The 17206-nt window shown below is 57.8% G+C and carries 22 protein-coding genes; 6 read left to right on the forward strand and 16 right to left on the reverse strand.

The window, feature by feature from the left end; all coding sequences use genetic code 11:
- Nucleotides 1–23 precede the first annotated feature (23 nt).
- From AC2FIO_RS19130 to AC2FIO_RS19170, 9 genes are read right to left on the reverse strand one after another with little or no spacing between them, the layout of a single operon-like run.
- Complete coding sequence (locus AC2FIO_RS19130) at nt 24–551, reverse strand: flagellar basal body-associated protein FliL (protein WP_496699632.1); 528 nt, start codon at nt 549–551, stop codon at nt 24–26.
- Nucleotides 552–563: 12 nt separating this feature from the next.
- Nucleotides 564–1295 (reverse strand): flagellar basal body L-ring protein FlgH, encoded by a 732-nt coding sequence (flgH, locus tag AC2FIO_RS19135; RefSeq protein WP_496699633.1) that lies wholly within the window; start codon nt 1293–1295, stop codon nt 564–566.
- A complete protein-coding gene (flgA, locus tag AC2FIO_RS19140; RefSeq protein WP_472722387.1) occupies nt 1295–1711 on the reverse strand; it encodes a flagellar basal body P-ring formation chaperone FlgA in 417 nt (138 codons plus the stop codon). Before flgA ends, flgH begins: the two co-directional genes overlap by 1 nt.
- Complete coding sequence (gene flgG, locus AC2FIO_RS19145) at nt 1711–2496, reverse strand: flagellar basal-body rod protein FlgG (protein ID WP_496699634.1); 786 nt, start codon at nt 2494–2496, stop codon at nt 1711–1713. Before flgG ends, flgA begins: the two co-directional genes overlap by 1 nt.
- A 21-nt stretch (nt 2497–2517) precedes the next feature.
- The gene (locus tag AC2FIO_RS19150) at nt 2518–3228 is read right to left on the reverse strand and encodes a flagellar hook-basal body complex protein (protein WP_282170850.1); all 711 of its coding nucleotides are present in this window, start codon (nt 3226–3228) and stop codon (nt 2518–2520) included.
- Nucleotides 3228–3500 carry a flagellar biosynthetic protein FliQ gene (locus tag AC2FIO_RS19155; protein ID WP_282170851.1) on the reverse strand — a complete coding sequence of 91 codons (273 nt, stop codon included), beginning with the start codon at nt 3498–3500 and terminating at the stop codon, nt 3228–3230. The genes AC2FIO_RS19150 and AC2FIO_RS19155 overlap by 1 nt, the downstream gene beginning before the upstream one ends.
- Nucleotides 3501–3504: 4 nt before the next feature.
- Nucleotides 3505–3795 carry a flagellar hook-basal body complex protein FliE gene (gene fliE, locus AC2FIO_RS19160; protein ID WP_282120920.1) on the reverse strand — a complete coding sequence of 97 codons (291 nt, stop codon included), beginning with the start codon at nt 3793–3795 and terminating at the stop codon, nt 3505–3507.
- 11 nt (nt 3796–3806) lie between these two features.
- Nucleotides 3807–4193 (reverse strand): flagellar basal body rod protein FlgC, encoded by a 387-nt coding sequence (flgC, locus tag AC2FIO_RS19165; protein WP_282120921.1) that lies wholly within the window; start codon nt 4191–4193, stop codon nt 3807–3809.
- Between the two features lie 12 nt (nt 4194–4205).
- Entirely contained in the window at nt 4206–4592 is a 387-nt protein-coding gene (locus AC2FIO_RS19170) for a FlgB family protein (protein WP_496699635.1), read from the reverse strand.
- Between the two features lie 86 nt (nt 4593–4678).
- Between AC2FIO_RS19170 and AC2FIO_RS19175 the strand changes: the two genes are divergently transcribed.
- The 6 genes from AC2FIO_RS19175 to AC2FIO_RS19200 all read left to right on the forward strand — a co-directional run bounded on the left by AC2FIO_RS19175 (nt 4679) and on the right by AC2FIO_RS19200 (nt 11919).
- Entirely contained in the window at nt 4679–6013 is a 1335-nt protein-coding gene (locus AC2FIO_RS19175; RefSeq protein WP_496699636.1) for a FliI/YscN family ATPase, read from the forward strand.
- An 87-nt stretch (nt 6014–6100) separates the two neighbouring features.
- Entirely contained in the window at nt 6101–6937 is an 837-nt protein-coding gene (locus AC2FIO_RS19180; protein ID WP_496699637.1) for a flagellar motor protein MotB, read from the forward strand.
- A gap of 99 nt (nt 6938–7036) precedes the next feature.
- Nucleotides 7037–8332, forward strand: a complete 1296-nt coding sequence (locus AC2FIO_RS19185) for a flagellar hook protein FlgE (RefSeq protein ID WP_282120925.1) — start codon at nt 7037–7039, stop codon at nt 8330–8332.
- Nucleotides 8333–8366: 34 nt separating this feature from the next.
- Nucleotides 8367–9818, forward strand: a complete 1452-nt coding sequence (flgK, locus tag AC2FIO_RS19190; protein ID WP_496699638.1) for a flagellar hook-associated protein FlgK — start codon at nt 8367–8369, stop codon at nt 9816–9818.
- Nucleotides 9819–9820: 2 nt separating this feature from the next.
- The gene (locus tag AC2FIO_RS19195) at nt 9821–10828 is read left to right on the forward strand and encodes a flagellin (RefSeq protein ID WP_282120927.1); all 1008 of its coding nucleotides are present in this window, start codon (nt 9821–9823) and stop codon (nt 10826–10828) included.
- Nucleotides 10825–11919 (forward strand): flagellar basal body P-ring protein FlgI, encoded by a 1095-nt coding sequence (locus AC2FIO_RS19200; RefSeq protein ID WP_496699639.1) that lies wholly within the window; start codon nt 10825–10827, stop codon nt 11917–11919. Before AC2FIO_RS19195 ends, AC2FIO_RS19200 begins: the two co-directional genes overlap by 4 nt.
- Nucleotides 11920–11981: 62 nt before the next feature.
- Here AC2FIO_RS19200 and AC2FIO_RS19205 read toward each other — a convergent pair whose 3' ends face one another.
- The 7 genes from AC2FIO_RS19205 to AC2FIO_RS19235 are packed head-to-tail and all read right to left on the reverse strand — an operon-like array spanning nt 11982 to nt 17170.
- Nucleotides 11982–12626, reverse strand: coding sequence for a DUF1523 family protein (locus AC2FIO_RS19205; RefSeq protein WP_496699640.1), 645 nt, complete (start codon nt 12624–12626; stop codon nt 11982–11984).
- A gap of 11 nt (nt 12627–12637) precedes the next feature.
- Nucleotides 12638–12904, reverse strand: coding sequence for a hypothetical protein (locus AC2FIO_RS19210; RefSeq protein ID WP_109311285.1), 267 nt, complete (start codon nt 12902–12904; stop codon nt 12638–12640).
- Nucleotides 12905–14242, reverse strand: a complete 1338-nt coding sequence (locus AC2FIO_RS19215) for a DUF6638 family protein (RefSeq protein ID WP_496699641.1) — start codon at nt 14240–14242, stop codon at nt 12905–12907.
- Entirely contained in the window at nt 14239–14574 is a 336-nt protein-coding gene (locus tag AC2FIO_RS19220; protein ID WP_496699642.1) for a hypothetical protein, read from the reverse strand. Before AC2FIO_RS19220 ends, AC2FIO_RS19215 begins: the two co-directional genes overlap by 4 nt.
- Nucleotides 14575–14613: 39 nt before the next feature.
- Nucleotides 14614–14910: a hypothetical protein gene (locus tag AC2FIO_RS19225; protein ID WP_496699643.1), complete on the reverse strand. Its 297-nt coding sequence runs from the start codon at nt 14908–14910 to the stop codon at nt 14614–14616.
- Nucleotides 14907–15242: a hypothetical protein gene (locus AC2FIO_RS19230; protein ID WP_282170860.1), complete on the reverse strand. Its 336-nt coding sequence runs from the start codon at nt 15240–15242 to the stop codon at nt 14907–14909. The genes AC2FIO_RS19225 and AC2FIO_RS19230 overlap by 4 nt, the downstream gene beginning before the upstream one ends.
- Entirely contained in the window at nt 15239–17170 is a 1932-nt protein-coding gene (locus AC2FIO_RS19235; RefSeq protein ID WP_496699644.1) for an AAA family ATPase, read from the reverse strand. Before AC2FIO_RS19235 ends, AC2FIO_RS19230 begins: the two co-directional genes overlap by 4 nt.
- Nucleotides 17171–17206 lie beyond the last annotated feature (36 nt).

Here is a 17206-nt window from a genome sequence, read left to right on the forward strand (position 1 = left end):
TCCAACCAAGGCCCGCCGACCCGTCACGTATCCTGACGGTTCACACTCATGATCAGAACCTTTGAGACATCGTTCCCCAAATCCTTGCGCGCCTCATCCAGCAGTGCCTCGCGTAAGACCCCCAGGTTATCCGAGCGGGTGAAATTCCCGTCAAAACCACCGGTATTGGCGTGGTCGAACAGCACCTGTAAAAAGCGGTCACGAAGTTTGGGTTCCGAGGCATAGAACGGCTCGGCCATTCCAGGTGTGACCTCAAGGCTTAGCGACATGGTGACAAGTGCTGCAATCCGATCAGATTCCACGATCGGAACCACGAATTGCTTGGTCAGCTTCAGATACTCATAAGAACCCGAACCTTCCTTTTTGTCCGCTTTGCCGGACTTATTTGTCGTGGTATTCGGATCTTTCTTCCTAGTCTTGTCTTGTTTTGACTCGACGTTCATATCTTTGGCAACGTCTGCCTTTTTGTCCGAAGGGGCCAGAAACACGCCTGCCGCGATGCCGCCACCCAAGCCCGCGAAAAGAAGGACGACCGGGATCAGTTTTTTCATCACTCTCTCCCCTCAGAATGGCAAAATTGAATCCAGGATTTGCTGCCCGTAACGGGGCTGCTGAACGTCAGAGATCTGACCGCGACCACCGTAGGACACACGCGCCGACGCGATCTTGTCGTAGGTAATCTCATTCTGGCGCGAGATATCCTGAGGGCGCACGTAGCCCGCGACCAAAAGTTCACGCAGCTCAAAGTTGACGCGCAATTCCTGCGACCCCGAGATCGAAAGCACCCCGTTTGGTAAAACATCAATCACGGTTGCGGCCACCCGCAGGGTCAGCTTTTCCTTTCGCTTTACTGATCCTTTGCCTTTGCTGGTCGACGAGGAATCGATCGAAACAGCTTCGTCCAGGGATGCGCCGTTTGGCAGGTGCTCAGCCGCGCGTTGCGGTAATCCAAAAAGCCCCGGCACCTCAAGACTTTCCGAGCCGCTACGGGATCGGTTGGTGTCATTCGATATCTCGGCCTTTTCGTCCAACTCGATCACGACCGTCATGATGTCCCCTTTCTTGATCGCGCGCTGATCTCCCAGCAAGGACTGCTGGCCACCGCTCCAAAGCGATGATTTGTCAACGTTGCGCGCCGGTTGGGTATGCAAGGGCAAACCCGGCCAAAGCATCGCCACATGTTCCGGCGACTCATCATTGGACGTAAAGCTTGGCGGTTTGCCAAGGTGATCCACGCGGCCGCAGGCCGACACGATGAGAACGGCAACCAACAGAGTTTTAGAAAGTGCTGACATCATTTTACCTCAATCTGGCCGTTCGGCCGGATACGTCCGGTGACGGTTGTGCGTGACGACAGGTTCATGACCCGGATACGATCCCCGACCGCGCCGCGACCCAATGCGCGACCTTCGGCGGTGATGGACAGGGGGCGGCGGTCAAAAACAAGAACGACAAGATCGTTTCGATCCACAATTGCCGGAGGACCGAAATCGCCCTCGTGAATCGGACGCCCAGGGTACAGTGCGACGCGCGCCTCTTGCCCAACCAGAAAGTCCGCACTGCTCACCGCGTTTGGAACCATCTGATCCTTGGTTTCCAGGTCAGTGGCTGAAATGATTTCCTTGGCCCGGATGGTACGTTTCGACACCACAATTTCAGCCATTGCCGGGATCGGAGCCGTCAAGGCCAGAACAAAGCTCAGAACCCGCATCACCGCACCTGCGTCGTTGCGCCCATCATCTGATCGACGGCGGATATGACCTTGGCATTCATTTCATATCCTCTTTGTGCCTCGATCAGTTCGGTGACCTCGCGCACCGCATCGACCGAACTGTCCTCAAGATAGCCCTGCCGCAGCGTGCCCACCCCATCCTCTCCAGGTGCGCCAACCACAGGCGCGCCCGAAGCTTCGGTTTCCTTGAACAGGTTGCTGCCAATCGCCTCGAGCCCCTTGGCGTTGGAAAAACTGGCCAGGGTGAACTCTCCCAGCAGTTGCCCCTCTGGCGCGTCGTCGAAATAGGCATAAACCTCGCCCGCTGGGTTAATCGAGATCGACCGCGCATCGTCAGGAATGGTAATTTCGGGTGCTACGGCAAACCCGTCCGAGGTTACGATCAACCCCTCAGCGGATCGATTCAGGCTGCCATCGCGGGTATAGCCGGACTGTCCGTTGGGCAGCGTCACTTCCAGATAACCGCGCCCTTCGATTGCAACATCCAGATCGCTTCCGGTGGCTGACAGGGCGCCCTGCGACAGCTGCGTGGTCACGGCAGCCGGGCGCACCCCAAGGCCCAATTGGATACCCGTTGGCAGAACCGTGCCGTCATTGGCATTGACCGCACCCGGCCGCGCCATCTGCTGATAGTGCAGATCGGCAAACTCGGCCCGCCGCGCGTTGTAGCCCGTAGTGTTCATGTTCGCGAGGTTGTTCGAGATCGTCTCGACCCGCATTTGCTGCGCCGTCATTCCCGTTGCCGCAATTTTCAAAGCTCGCATGTCAAATTCTCCTTGTTCAAATCATCGCATCAGCGCCTTGAGCGCACCGCGCACCCGTTCGTCTTCGGCTTCCAGAAAGCTCTGACCCAATTCATAGGCGCGCTGGATTTCGACCATGCGCGAGACCTGCGCGATGGCATTCACATTCGATCCTTCGAGAAAACGGTGAACGACCACCGGCTCTTCGACTGGTTCAATGTCACCCTCGGCTCGGAACTGCGTGCTGCCTTCACGCATCAGCGTTTTAGGATCGGCAACGCCGTAAACCCCGATCTGGCCCAGCAATTGCCCGTCGACACTCAGCGTGCCGTCGCTGCCGACATCAATGGATGACGCATCAGGCGGGATAAAAACGGGCGCGCCATTGCTGTCCAGAACGCGGTGCCCATCCATGGTCACCAGATCCCCGTCCGCACTGGACGAGAAAGCACCAGCCCGGGTCAGCCGATTGCCCGCTGGGGTTTCGACCATAAAGAACCCATCCCCTTCGATGGCAAAGTCGAACTGCCCTCCGGTTTCGGTCAGCACGCCTTGCTGCAGCGAAGTATTGCGCACTTCGGCACGGCTCATGGACAGGGATGGATTTCCGGGCATATCGCGCACGAATTCCGAGAACACCAAACCTTGCGCGCGGTAGCCCGTGGTATTTGCGTTGGCGATGTTGTTCGCGACCAGCCGCATTTCGTTTATCAGACCCGATTGCCGGGACAGGGTGACATAGGCGGTATCCATCAGCGACCTCCTGCGATTAAAGGGATGAGTGTTCCTGAAAAAAAGGTGACCAGCGTCTGGGTCATGAATCCCATGGAAATCCAGAACACGATGACTATGGCGATCAGTTTGGGCACAAAGGTCAGCGTCATCTCCTGCACCGAGGTCAGCGCCTGGAACAGACCAACGATCAGGCCCGAAACCAGCGCCACCGCCAGGATCGGAACCGAGGTGATGACCGCGACCCAAAGCGCCTGACGTACGATGTCATAGAACAGACCTTCGCTGAGCATTGCGTCAGACCGGCATCCGCAGGATTTCCTGATAGGCCTCGACCACCTTGTTGCGCACGATCACAGCCGTTTCCACGGCCAGTTCGGTCTGCGCCAGCGCCTGAACCAAGGCATGCGGATCCGCATGCCCGGTCATTGCGGCCTGCGACATCTGCTCGGACTGTTTCAACGTCGCCGCAAAATCCTGAAACCCAGACCGCAGCCCCTGCGCCATTCCGGCATGGTCTGGATCAGCCTGCGTTGCCGGGCGCGCGCCTGCATAACTCTGGGCCGCATTGATTGCTCGGATATCCATTCTGGTGTCCTTTACTTTCTGAGGAGGTCCATCAGGCTCGACGACATCTGACGTGTCTGATCGAACATTTTGAGGTTGGCTTCGTAACTGCGCTGCGCCTCGCGGGCGTCGGCGATCTCGATCATCAGATCGACGTTCGAGCCGCGAAAATGGCCTGTGTCATCGGCCATCGGATGACTTGGGTCATAGACGCGCGACAAAGCGCGGCGGTCCAGCTTGACCCGCCCTGCCTGCACCATTTCTTTGCCGTCTTTGTTCACGGCTTCAAACGGTACCGTCTTGCGGCGATAACCCGGTGTATCCGCGTTCGAGATGTTTTCGGACACATGGCGCAAACGTGCGGCCTGAGCGCGCAGAGCGCTGGCCGAGGCGGTCAGGGAATGAGAAAAGTCACTCATCCTATGGCCCCCTTATGCCCGGCCGACGCTGCTGCGCAGAATGTTCATTGAAGATTTGTAGATCGCCAGGGCGCGATCATGCTGACGCTTGACCTCAACGCCCTTTAGCATCTCTTCCTCGACGGAAACGCCATTGCCATTTGGGTCACCCGAAGGAGTGGCTTCAATCTCAGCCCAGGGCATTGGGCCACCAACACCATTCAAATGTCCCGCCCGCGTGGCAGTCATGGCGACCTCACGACCCGAGCTTTCGAATACTCTTTGAAAGGCCTCGATATCGCGGGGCTGGTAGCCTGGCGTATCCGCGTTGGCCATGTTTCGTGCAATGACGGATTGCCGTTGCCCGGCATGGGTTGCCATTGCGTACGCGGTCTTAAAGACGTTCAGGTCATAGAACATCGGGGCTTCTCCCTCGATCAATTTCAATCAAGGCTTAACCCCGATTCCTTTAAAAACCGTTTTCAGAAACCGTTGGAGAACCCACGATGTCCGATCTCGACCCGATGCTATTGAAATGTGAAATCGACCGCCTGACTGCTACACGCCATATGGGGCATGTGGCCAGCGTCGCGCGCGGGGTTATAGAGGTTGATGGCCTCGCAGCGCATGCGCGGATCGGGGATCATGTGACCTTACGCCGACGCACTGGGCCGGATCTGGCAGGCGAGATATTGCATGTCGAATCGGATCTGATTCACATGCTGCCCGCCACGGCACCGGACGGGGTCTGCCTTGGTGACAGAGTGATTCTGAACCAAACACCAGCCTTTGCGCCGGGAATGCACTGGTTGGGACGGGTGGTCGACCCGTTTGGCAATCCATTGGACGGAAAACCGCTGCTGTCAGGAGTTCAGGAGCAGGACATAATGCAAACCCCTCCACCTGCGGTCGATCGCAAACCTTTGGGCCAACAAATGGAGACTGGTCTTGCCATGCTGAACACTATGCTGCCCATCGTTCAGGGTCAGCGCGTAGGACTGTTCGCCGGCTCTGGCGTGGGAAAGTCCACGCTGCTTGCGACGCTGGCGCGGTCGATGCATGCGGATGTGGTTGTCGTTGCGCTGGTCGGTGAGCGTGGGCGCGAAGTGAACGAATTTGTCGAACACGCGTTGGGTGCTGAGGGGATGAAGCGGTCGATAGTGGTGGCCGCTACGTCTGATCAATCCGCCCTTGCGCGCCGCCGTTGTGCCTGGTCCGCGATGTCGGTGGCGGAATACCTGCGCGATCAGGGGTTGAATGTCCTGTTTCTGGTCGATTCCGTCACCCGTTTTGCCGAAGCGCATCGCGAGATTGCCGTTACGACAGGCGAACAACCGTCGCTGCGCGGGTTTCCACCGTCGGTGACCCCATTGATTGCGAGCCTTTGCGAACGCGCAGGTCCGGGCACCGGCGAACAGGGCGACATCACGGCCGTGTTCAGTGTTTTGGTCGCAGGATCGGACATGGATGAACCCATAGCCGATATCCTGCGCGGTGTTCTCGACGGCCATATCGTCCTGAGCCGCGAGATTGCCGAGCGGGGCCGGTTTCCGGCGATCGACCTCGGCCGCTCTGTCTCGCGCAGCCTGCCCGATGCGGCCACCGAGGAAGAAAACCAGTTGATCTCGCAAGCCCGCCGACTGGTTGGCAGCTATGAACAGTCTGAGGTGATGATCAAAGCCGGGCTCTATTCTGAGGGCGCCGATCCGCTGTTGGATCAGGCCGTGCGCGTGCATGATGAGCTGGACGCCTTTTTCGCCAAGCCCGAAACAGATGGAATCAAAAACAGCTTTGATCGCCTGCAACTGATCCTGCGCCGCGCCGGAGCCGCCTTGGTGTAGCAGCGATATCGCAACAGTTTTAAACGTTAAGCCCGCCTTAAGACCTGCACTGCTACCCCGGTAGCGGGTGATAAAAAGGTGGTGGAGATGGGTGCGCAATCCAATGCGGCGCCAATCATCATCAAGAAGAAACGTGTGTCCGGTGGCGAAGGTCACCACGGTGGCGCGTGGAAAGTCGCATATGCCGACTTTGTCACGGCCATGATGGCGTTCTTCATGTTGATGTGGCTGCTGAATGCAACGACGGAAAAACAACGCAAAGGACTGGCGGATTACTTTTCGCCTACAATCCCGGTGAATCCGGTGTCAGGCGGCGGTGACGGCGCCTTTGGCGGCAACAATATGTTCTCTGAAAAGACCATGGTGATGGATGGTTCGGGCGCCAGCCAGAAAAGCCCGACGGTTGCCCGGCAGGCGCGCGGTTCGGTCGGCGTGAACGCGGAAGGTGGTAAAGAGACCGTCGAGGATTTTTCGACACTCGAAGCCGAGCTTCTGGGGCGCACGGGCGAAAGTCTGGTTTCGGACAAGGTCCGGAAACATATCGTCACACGCGTCACTGACGAAGGCTTGGTTGTCGAGCTGTTCGATACCGAGGATCAACCGCTGTTCGAATCGGGAACCGACAAGCCCACCGCCATGATGCGCGCGCTCGCCTTGCTGGTGGCGCGATCTTCGGACCTGGTGCAGAACTCCATTGCTGTCGAGGGACATGTGCGTGCCTCGCCGGTCGTTCTGGCGCAAAACCCGGCCTGGGATTTGTCGACGACCCGCGCTCAGGCCGTGCGCCAGATGTTGCAAGGTAAGGGTCTGGCTGCCGAAAGGCTGGATCGGGTCACGGGGCACGCAGACCGCGAGTTGACGGCCAAAAACCCGATGGCGGTTCGCAACAACAGGATCGAGATCATTTTTCTGCGCACGCCGTAGAATTCAAAAGGATAGAACGCATTTTACCTGTTAGCGTGCTGTTAAGGGCCAGTACGTTAGCTGTTGCATCACGTTTTGACGCAACAGAAGGGCGTGCCAATGACAATTTCCTCTTCGCTGAATGCCGGTGTGGCCGCTTTGAAGGCCAACGCGAACCGGCTGGCGACCATCTCTGACAATATCGCCAACTCGTCCACCTTTGGCTACAAACGAGTCGAGACCGACTTTCACTCGATGGTCACCTCCGGTCAGGGCGGAAGCTATTCGGCAGGTGGTGTCAGAACCACAAGTCAACGCATGATCGACCAGCGCGGATCGCTGGTCACAACGAACAATTCAACCGACCTGGCAGTGCGCGGCCGTGGCCTGCTACCCGTGCGGCCCAGCTCTCAGGTGGCGTCAAACTCGAATGAAATGCTTCTGACCACAACCGGCTCGTTTCGCACCAATGAGCAGGGTCATCTGGTAACGCAATCGGGGCTTGTTTTGTTGGGTTGGCCCGCTGGCCCGGACGGATCGATCCCTAATGTGCCAAGGGATACACCAGCTGCGCTGGAACCCGTCAAACTCAGCGTCAATCAATTGACCGGCTCGCCGACCACAAGCATGAACCTGCGCATGAACCTTCCGGCCACGGCGACGGATGCCGGCGCACCGGGTGACGCACAGCCTTTGTCGGTTGAATATTTTGACAACCTCGGAAAATCAGAATCCGTAAACATTGAACTGGTCCCGACTGTGCCCGGAACAGGATCCAGCAATGAATGGACCATGACGCTGCGCGATACCGCATCTGGCGGTGCGGTGATCGGAGAGTACCGCCTGACCTTCACCGACAGCCGAACCGCAGGCGGCACGCTGGCCAGCGTGACTACCATTTCAGGTGGTGCTTACGATCCGGCAAATGGCAGTTTTGTGGTAAACGTAGATGGTGGGCCGATGGAGATTAATATCGGTCAGATTGGCGACAAAGATGGGATTACCCAGCTGTCGGATACATTTGCCCCAGTATCAATCACGCGCGACGGTGCCCCGGTTGCGACGATGACCGGCGTAAAGGTGGATGAAAACGGATATGTCTACGCGCAATACGACAGCGGTGTCAGCCGGCGCGTGTACCAGATTCCGCTTGTCGATGTTCCCAACCCGAATGGGCTAACGGCGCTGGACAATCAGACCTATGCCCCATCCCGCGACAGCGGAACGTTCTTCCTTTGGAACGCGGGCGATGGGCCGACCGGCGATCTGGTATCCTTTGCACGCGAGGAATCCACGACCGATGTCGCAACTGAACTGACCTCGATGATCCAGACGCAACGGGCGTTTTCCTCCAGCGCCAAAGTGATCCAGACAGTCGACGAGATGCTGCAGGAAACCACAAACATCAAACGTTGATCCGGGGCTTTGAGCTAGGGAAAGGACCTGTCCGATGAACATGACGACAGCATTGAACAACGCGTTGGGCGGTCTGACCGCCGCAAGCCGCGGGGCCGCAGTTGTCTCGGGTAATATCGCCAACGCCCTGACACCGGGCTATGCGCGTCGCTCGCTGGAATTGGCGACAAGTCCGATCTCGGGCAACGGCGTGCGCACCGTCGGCGTGACGCGCCATCAGGACCCGGCCCTGATCGCCAACCGGCGCGATTCCGACACAAATCTTGCTGGTACAAGCGCAATCTCAGAGTTCTACACCCGTTTTGAAAAGGCCGTGGGTTCGGTTGATGACCCCAATTCCATTGCCTCTCGGTTGACCGAATTTGAGAACGACATGACAACGGCCGCCAGCTTGCCCGATTCCAAAGTGCGGCTGGATCAGGCGGCCCGCGCTGCCCGGAATTTGGCGGACAGCCTTAACGCGGCATCCGAAGGTTTGCGTCAGGCGCGTTCGGACGCAGACAGGACCATCGGCAAGCAGGTCAACCGCCTGAGCCAGTCCTTGCAGGACATCGAAAACCTGAACAACAAGATCCCCAGCATCAAGAATTCTGGAGGCGATATCAATGCCTTGCTGGATCAGCGCCAGGTATTGATTGATCAAGTGAACGAACTGATGCCGGTTAATGTCGTAGCGCGGGATAACGACCGTGTGTCGCTATATTCAGACGGCGGCCTGATCCTTTTAGAGGGGCAGGCAGCAGAATTCAGTTTTACGACTACCGGCGAAACCAAGCCGCACATGACAATTGCCAACAGCCTTTTGTCCGGTCTTGAAGTGAACGGGCAGCCTGTGCGCACCGGCGGCAATAGTGCGCAGCTTAGGGGCGGCGCGCTGGCGGCTCAGTTCGAGATTCGCGATGAACTGGCGGTTGAGGCTCAAGTACACTTGGACACCGCCGCCCAAGACCTGATCGAACGGTTCGAGACCGCCGGTCTTGATCCGACCGTCGCGGCAACTGATCCCGGCGTGTTCACCGATGATGGCAATCGCTACGACGCAACTGCGGCAATCGGATTGGCTTCGCGCATACGCTTGAACGTGACGGTGGACCCCGATGCTGGTGGTGACAGCTGGAAATTGCGGACGGGCCTCGGCGCCGCCACTCCAGGGGATCCGGGCGATGCAGCGCAGCTGAGGGCCTTTAGCGCGGTCCTGAACGATGCCCGTCCCGTTGCCGGGGCGGTATTTGGCACCGGCAACATGCGAGCTGCGGAAATTGCCGAGGCACTGCTGTCTAAGGCCGGGGCAAACGCCCATGCCGCCGAGGGGCGCATGACATTCGCCAAGCAATCACAACTAGAAATGGCCAAGATCGAAGCCGAACGCGGCGTGGATACTGACACCGAACTGCAAAATCTGATGCAGATCGAAAAGGCATATGCCGCGAATGCGCGGCTCATCTCGACCGTGGATGAGATGATGGACACTCTGCTGAGGTTATGACGATGAATTTGACATCCATAGGTGATCTGGCGCGCGGATTGACGCTGAGAACCCGGTCGACCGAGATCAAAAATCAGATCGAAACACTGTCCTACGAATTGTCATCCGGACGGGTTCAGGACTTGTCTGGCCATTTGGACGGTGATTACTCTCATCTGCTGGATCTGGATCGCAGCCTGTCCAGACTGGATGCGTTCAAAGTATCGACCGCCGAAGCCGGGTTGTTCACGGATGCGATGCAGCTGAGCCTGAACACAGTTGCCGGCGCTGTTGAGGGGATTACCGCCTCACTTCTGTCCTTTGGCACCTCAAATCAGGCGGTGACCCACGAAAACGCATCGGCTCAGGCCAGAAACGAACTGGACGCGATCGTATCTGCGTTGAACACCCGCGCCGGAGGGCGCAGCCTTTACTCGGGCACCGCAACGGATGTCTCTCCGCTTCCGTCCGCTGACACGCTGATCACCGCGCTAGAGGCCGAGTTGACGGGCGCAGCTACTGTCGCGGACATCCGGCAGAGGGCAGAGGATTGGTTCAACGATCCTACCGGTTTCGATGCGGTAATTTATCAGGGATCCGGCACAAAACTGGCCCCCATGCAGATATCCGAGAATGAAAGCGTTTCAATTCCTGTGACAGCGACCGACCCAGCCATCAAAGCCGCAATTCGCGACATTGCAGTCGCAGCCGTGGTCGCGGACAGCGGTCTGAATGTCCCGACGCAACAAAGAACGGCCCTGTTCAAACAATTGGGCGTCGATCTGGTCAACGCCAAGGATCAGTTGGTGGGGCTGCGCGCCGATGTCGGCGCGACCGAGGCTCGAATCGAACAGGCGCAAACGCGAAATAATGCGGCGCGGACCAGCCTGCAAAGCAGCCGAAGCAAATTGATCGCGGCGGATCCCTATGAAACCGCCACTCAGTTGCAAACCGTGCAGTTCCAACTGGAAAGCCTGTATTCGGTCACCGTTCGCAACGCGAACCTGTCGCTGGTGAATTTCCTGAGATGAGAGTTCTTGTTTTTCTTCTGATGTTGCTTCCTGGCCTGGCCTCCGCCGGCGCGATCCGACTGAAAGATCTGGTGGACTTCGACGGAGTCCGCGGAAACGATCTGGTCGGTTACGGTCTGGTTGTGGGGCTGAATGGAACCGGTGACGGGCTCAGGAATTCGCCCTTTACCGAAGAGATCATGTCCAACATTCTCGAAAGGTTGGGCGTCAACGTCAACGGCGAGGACTTCCGCCCCAAAAACGTGGCCGCTGTTCTAGTGACTGCAAGCCTGCCGCCTTTTTCGCGCGTTGGGGGGCAGATCGACGTGACGGTCTCTGCCATCGGAGATTCCAAAAGTCTACTGGGCGGTACGCTGATCATGACGCCATTGAACGCTGCTGACGGGCAGATTTACGCTGTTGCGCAAGGCACCGTTTTGGCAGGCGGCGTGTCGGCTGAGGGAGAGGCCGCCTCGGTTGTGCAGGGCGTTCCTACTTCCGGTGTGATCCCCTCCGGAGCAAGGGTAGAACGTGAAATCGATTTCGAACTTTCGGCTCTTACCCAGATGCGCCTTGCTTTGCGAGAGCCGGATTTTACTACGGCAGGCAGGATCGAGCTTGCCATCAATACCGAGTTCAACCGCGCGGTGGCCATCATGCGCGATTCCGGGACGGTTGAGCTGAACATCGCGGCAACGCAGGCAATTTCGACCGCCCACGCGCTTGGGCGGATCGAGAACATTCTGGTCGAACCCGAAACCAAGGCCCGCGTCGTGGTCGATCAGCGTTCGGGCACGATTGTGATGGGGCAGGAAGTGCGGATATCCCGCGTGGCGGTCTCGCAGGGCAACCTTACGCTAACAGTCGAAGAGGCGCCGATTGCGGTTCAACCCAACCCCTTCGCGCGCGGCGAAACCGTTGTGGTGCCCAGAACAATCGCGGGAATAGAAGAAGAGGAAGGCACCGGACTGGCTGAAATACCCGAAGCAGCAACCTTGTCCGAAGTTGTGGCAGGTCTGAATGCGCTTGGGGTGTCGCCCCGCGACATGATCGACATTTTGAAGACGATCAAAGCCGCCGGAGCGCTGCACGCCGAATTTATCGTACGCTGAGGAACTCAGGCCAACAGGTCACCGCCAAGGCTGAGGGAGGTGCCAAACGGCCCCACCAAAAACTATTTGGATTTCCAACTGTTCAGCCACTTTCGGAACCTGCTGCCCTGCTCTTCTATGGCGTCGCCAGCGGCATAAAGGCCATCTTCCATATTCTCGATCACGGGATCAACCCGCGCCTCGCGAAACCGGCGCCAGCGGACCCAAAGGGCCCAAACTATCGCGAAGAATAAGGTCAGGAAAATGATATTGAACCAGGGAATAATCCGAACGTCTTGGCTGTCTACTGACCAAATCTTCACTGCATTCGGGAAAATCGACAGGAACTCACTTCGCCAACCGTAGTGGCGAACAACCACCCAGCGAGGCGCTTCGTTTGTTGATTTCAAGTCTGCGGCTTCGGCCTGCAGGTTCGACGAGTTTAGTTTAAAATAAGGTGGCCAGCCCCAGCCCGTGTCTTCGTTCCGATACACCATGACCTTGCCGTTGGTCTTGCGGGTCTGAATGAAAAACACATCGCGGTTTGGCGTTGTCGCATCACTGCCGACGTCATGAACCGACCAGAAGATGCTGTTCTCACCGGGGTCGATCCGTTTCTCATAGGTATCCGAAATCCGAACCACATCGTGCTGCGGAAGGGTGTAATTCAACACCGCGGCAATTGTGCCCCAGAACAGGATGATGATAGCCCATTTGATGTAACGCATCAGCGAAACCCTCACATGAAATTCGTAACATAAATCAGGATTGCGATCAGGCCCAGCGGCACCACGTAAATCCCAAGGATCAGTTTGCGTCGAAACGATCCGTCGTACTTTTTTAGCCCTCGCTGGACAAATGCATCGCGGTCGCCGGTCAGACCCTTTTTCTCCCAATGGGCGATCAACTTATTGCGCCGTATCCAGCGGGAATAGATTGATACGCCCACATAAATGACCGTCAGAACGACCAGCAACGGGATCAAGAAACGCAGTGCGACGAACATTTAACTTCTCCCTACTGCGCCCCAGGGGCCGACGCGTGCGATGATGTCTTCGCTGATCCGGTCATTACCGCTCATATCCGGTTCGTGGCCGAATAGTGCGGCCCGAGCGCCAGCCTTATCCACCTGATACTCGCGCGCAAGGAAGTCGGCAACATAGGCTTTTTTGGCCTCGGGCCAAGTCGCATAGGTGCGGTAGAACAGTTCCTTATGGCAAATGAACACCTGACGCGGGTCCAACGGGGCCAGTTCCGCCAGCAGCATGTTCACCAGATCGCGGTTCGGTGTGTTGGTCGCCCGCAGCGTATAGAAATAGGCCGGGTGATCCGAGGTGATACGCGGCCACGGCCCGCCATCCTTTGCCCAGCGCAACAGCTGCGCCAAACCGTGATAGGCGTCGGGCAGACGATCCGAATGGTTTCGCGCCAGCCGTCGCATATCGCCACGGTCCAACCCTGTCAGGTCAACGCCTGCATCGGCTGCGGCATCCACGGTCAGGAAGTCCATTTTCTGCTGCAGGATTGCGGCGGAATTCACGCCGCGCGCCTCAATGATCGTTTCGACCAAGCCGTTTAGCCCGAGGAACTTGGCAATCTGGTTCCGCTGAGATGGGTCAAAAACGTATTTGATCGGCATATCGTCGGGTCTGTCGCCCATACAGATCACCGCCGGATGATCCAGATCGGGGAACAGGTAGAGCCCACCGAAGTGCGCCGTCCAGAAATTGCGCTGTTCAAAGGCGGTATGGCGCAGGCGGACGGGGTTGCGGGTGACGTCGCCGGTTTCCTTGGCCGTTTCGATCATCTTGGCGATCAGCACATCGTCGAACCAGGCATCCTCTTCGGTTTTGAACCGTTCGACCATGCCCGCCAGTTGCTGTGCCTTGCGCAGGGTGCCGCCTGCGGTGTCGGCCTCAATCTCGATTTTGCGCAGGTTCAGCAGATCGCGCGGCGTGGTGAGTTTTATGACCGAGTTCACCAGCTCTCCGGCCACCGCATCGGTGGCGGTCAGGGCAAACAGCTGCGCCTCGTTCATCTCGATGAACTCGCGCAGGATTTCGCGCGAGGTCGAGAATTTGACGTTCAGCAGAGGCGCGCGTTTCTGCTCGGTCGTCAAAAGAATGAACTGCCGGTTGACCCCGTTGGGGTTGAGGTAGAGCTCATCCTCCAGCTCAATCCCCACCTCGGGTGAATAGCCCGAGATATCGATGTGGAAATCCGTGAGCGCCGTGGTCTTGCCCGCCAAATGCTGCAGCGCACGGTTATAGCGCTCAACCAGAGCCGGGCTGGAGATGTGGACGAGATTGCCGAACATCAGGCCTTTTTTGATGAGGCGGATCATTCGGCCCACCTATGCGATGCCTGCAAATTGATGCCATTTATCAAACCTGCCCAATAAGGCGCAGTCAAAACCAACCCTCCTAGCAACAGTACTGATGACTCCAACCTTTCGTCCAAATTCAAGATCTCGAAAAGGTAATAAGCCACTGAGCCGATCACACCGATATACGCGGCCACTGCCATAAAAAGAGTGAGCGTCCACCAGAAGAAAAATCGCAGCCACATGAATCTACCCAAAGGAACTGGCAAGCTAAAACGAAAAGCCCAGCGGACGAACTTGATTCCAGCATAGGCTAGAAGAGCACATGTTATCAGAAAGACGACATCAAGCACTCAGGCACTCCTTACAAACGGATCGAGCATGTGTTGCACTCAGTTTACTCTCCGGCTGAGCCTACCTACAAATACTGCGGCCAACGCGAACAAAGGCAATGCAAACGCTCGTGCCGTGATCTGCAGGTTGAAACCTATGTAAGACGCCAAGCTGCCCTCAAATAGGATCAGCGATTCTTCCCATGTGGTGCCCTCGAACCCGCTGCCGGCGTTCACACCGAACTGGGTCAGGAACAGAACCACCACCGCGCCCAGAAAGCCGAGCAAACCCCAGCGCAGGGGCTGGATCAGACCCAAAACAAGGGCCAAACCGGTGATTGCGAGTGTCAATGTCACGTCTGTGCCCCCTTTGACCGACGGCGCGTATACGCATACGCGCCTCCGGCCAAGATCAATGCGGGCACGAACCAGAAAAATGCCATCCCAAGGAAATGTGATGGCATTTCACCGGGACCAAAGGCGTGGAGCAATGAGGTCGGGCGTAAGACAGACGCGCCGTTCATCCAGATTTCGAACAAGGCACTCCAGATATAGGCGACTGCAAAGACGATCAGCACCAGCATGCCAAAAGCGCGCAGGGAGGGCGGTCGACGGCGCGCGACCGAAATGCCGAAAAACAGGCACGAACCGATCATCGACCCGAAGATCAGGATCAGGCTGCCGGTCATATTTTGTCCTCCAAATACCGCCGCTTGGCCTCTTCCATCCGGCCCATCTCACGCACCGCGTTCTCAATGGCGACCTCGTCGCTCTTGTCGGCATAGCGGAACTCGCTGTCGGCGTAGCGGTTGATTTCCTGCATCACCATTTCCACCGTGATCGGCTGGCGCAGGTCCTCGATCATCGCTTTCTTGGTGTCGTAGTCGCGGAACAGGAACAGGTCGGGATTCTCCATCCATTCGTCGGGCAGTTCGAAATCCATCGCGCGGACTTTCACCGCATCGGTGATGTTCTTGATCGCGCGGCCGGTAAAGCGCTCATCCGCCTGCTGGATTGCCTTGAGATAGGTGCCCATCTTGGCAATCGTATCCATCTGGCCGATATCGCCGGAGACCCGGTCATAGACCTGCAGCAGAGCCTCTTCGTGCGGGCGGGAATGACTTTCGAAACTGGCAGCGACAGCCTTTTTGATTTCCTGCGCGGCATAGGCCTCGTGTTCGCCCAGCGGGATGTCGTGATTGCGGCCCATCAGCAGGTGCAGGATATCGATGTAATCCTCGCGCGTCTGCGGCCCGTCAACCAGGAACCGCGCGCCCGCCCGTTGGCGCAAGGCGTCGTCCACATTCTCGGGGTAGTTCGAGAACATGCCAAAGGTGCAGTTGCCCCGAACGACGGTGTTGGCGCCCGCAAAACTCTCCATCAGCACGGCGGTGATTTCCAACTGCCCGGCCGAGGATTGCCGGTCACCGCGCTTACCCGCCAGTTGGTCGATATCGTCGATGGTGCCGAAGCCGATGACCGAGGGGTCGATGATCGTGTTGATAAAGGCCTTCGCGTTCTGGCCTGACTTGCCCTGATAGCTGTCGATATTGTCAGTGCTCAGGTTCTGATAGCGGAACGGATAGCCCGCGTTCTGGCAATAATCGTTGATCAGCCCGGCCATCATCTGGATCAGAGTAGTCTTGCCGGTGCCCGGTTTACCGTCCCCCATGAAGGTGAAGATGAACCCGCCGAGTTCCGCAAACGGGTTCAGGCGGCGGTCAAAATCATAGGCCATCACCATCTTGGCCAGCTTCATCGCCTGATATTTGGCGATATGGTTGCCGACCACCTCGTTCGGTTTCTTGAACGTCATGGTCAGGGTGGTGGATTTGGCCTTGGAGGCCGGTTCGAACCCCCGGATCGTCAGATCATCAGCCTCGATGTGCCATGCGGCGTTCTGGAACGGGGCCAGATGGCCTGCTGACTGCGCGCGCAGCGCGGCCTTTTCCATCAGTTGCTCGGCATAGGCGCTGGTGGCGGCAATCAGGTGGGCATCGTCGGGGGCATGTTTGGCGAGGGTCTGGTCCAGCTCCCACAGCGCGCCATGCAGGGCAAGTTGGCCGTTATCAGTCAGAACCTCTTCGACCTCACCGATGTCAACGGTGGTTTCGCCCAGATGCGAGGACATCAGATAGGCCAGCGCATTGCCGAAGGTGTGGGACGTGATCAGAGCCTCCGCCGTCAGCAGTTCCGAAAACTCAGTTTTTCGCGCTGCAGGCAGGTCTCCGGCCAGATTGGCGCGTTTCAGGTCCGCCAGCGGGGTCTGTTCCGCATAGGCCTCACCCACAGCCAGAGCGATGGCAATCGCGCGGCGAATGGCCTGTTGAGTGGTCGCCTGAGGAGGCGAGACTAGCGTATCTCCATCATCCGAGGCCTCGATCCGTTCGACCAGATGCACTCCGGCTGCGCGCACGGTTCGGTGTGTCACCAGCCCCGGCGTCGTAGAGCGAAACCGCCGCCCAGTTGAAACGCCCGGAGACCGTTCGGTCGCCACCTCAACCGCTTTGGCTATCCGCGGCGCGTGTTCAAAACCGTTCAGCAAGGCGGTCGCTGCCGGATAATGCTTGCGAATATCGTCTTCGCGCAATTCCATCTGATCTGACGTCAAACTCATTTCAAAACCGCCCTTGCTTCATCTTTTCAAAAATAC

The sequence above is a fragment of the Ruegeria sp. CDSB086 genome, from assembly GCF_059611065.1.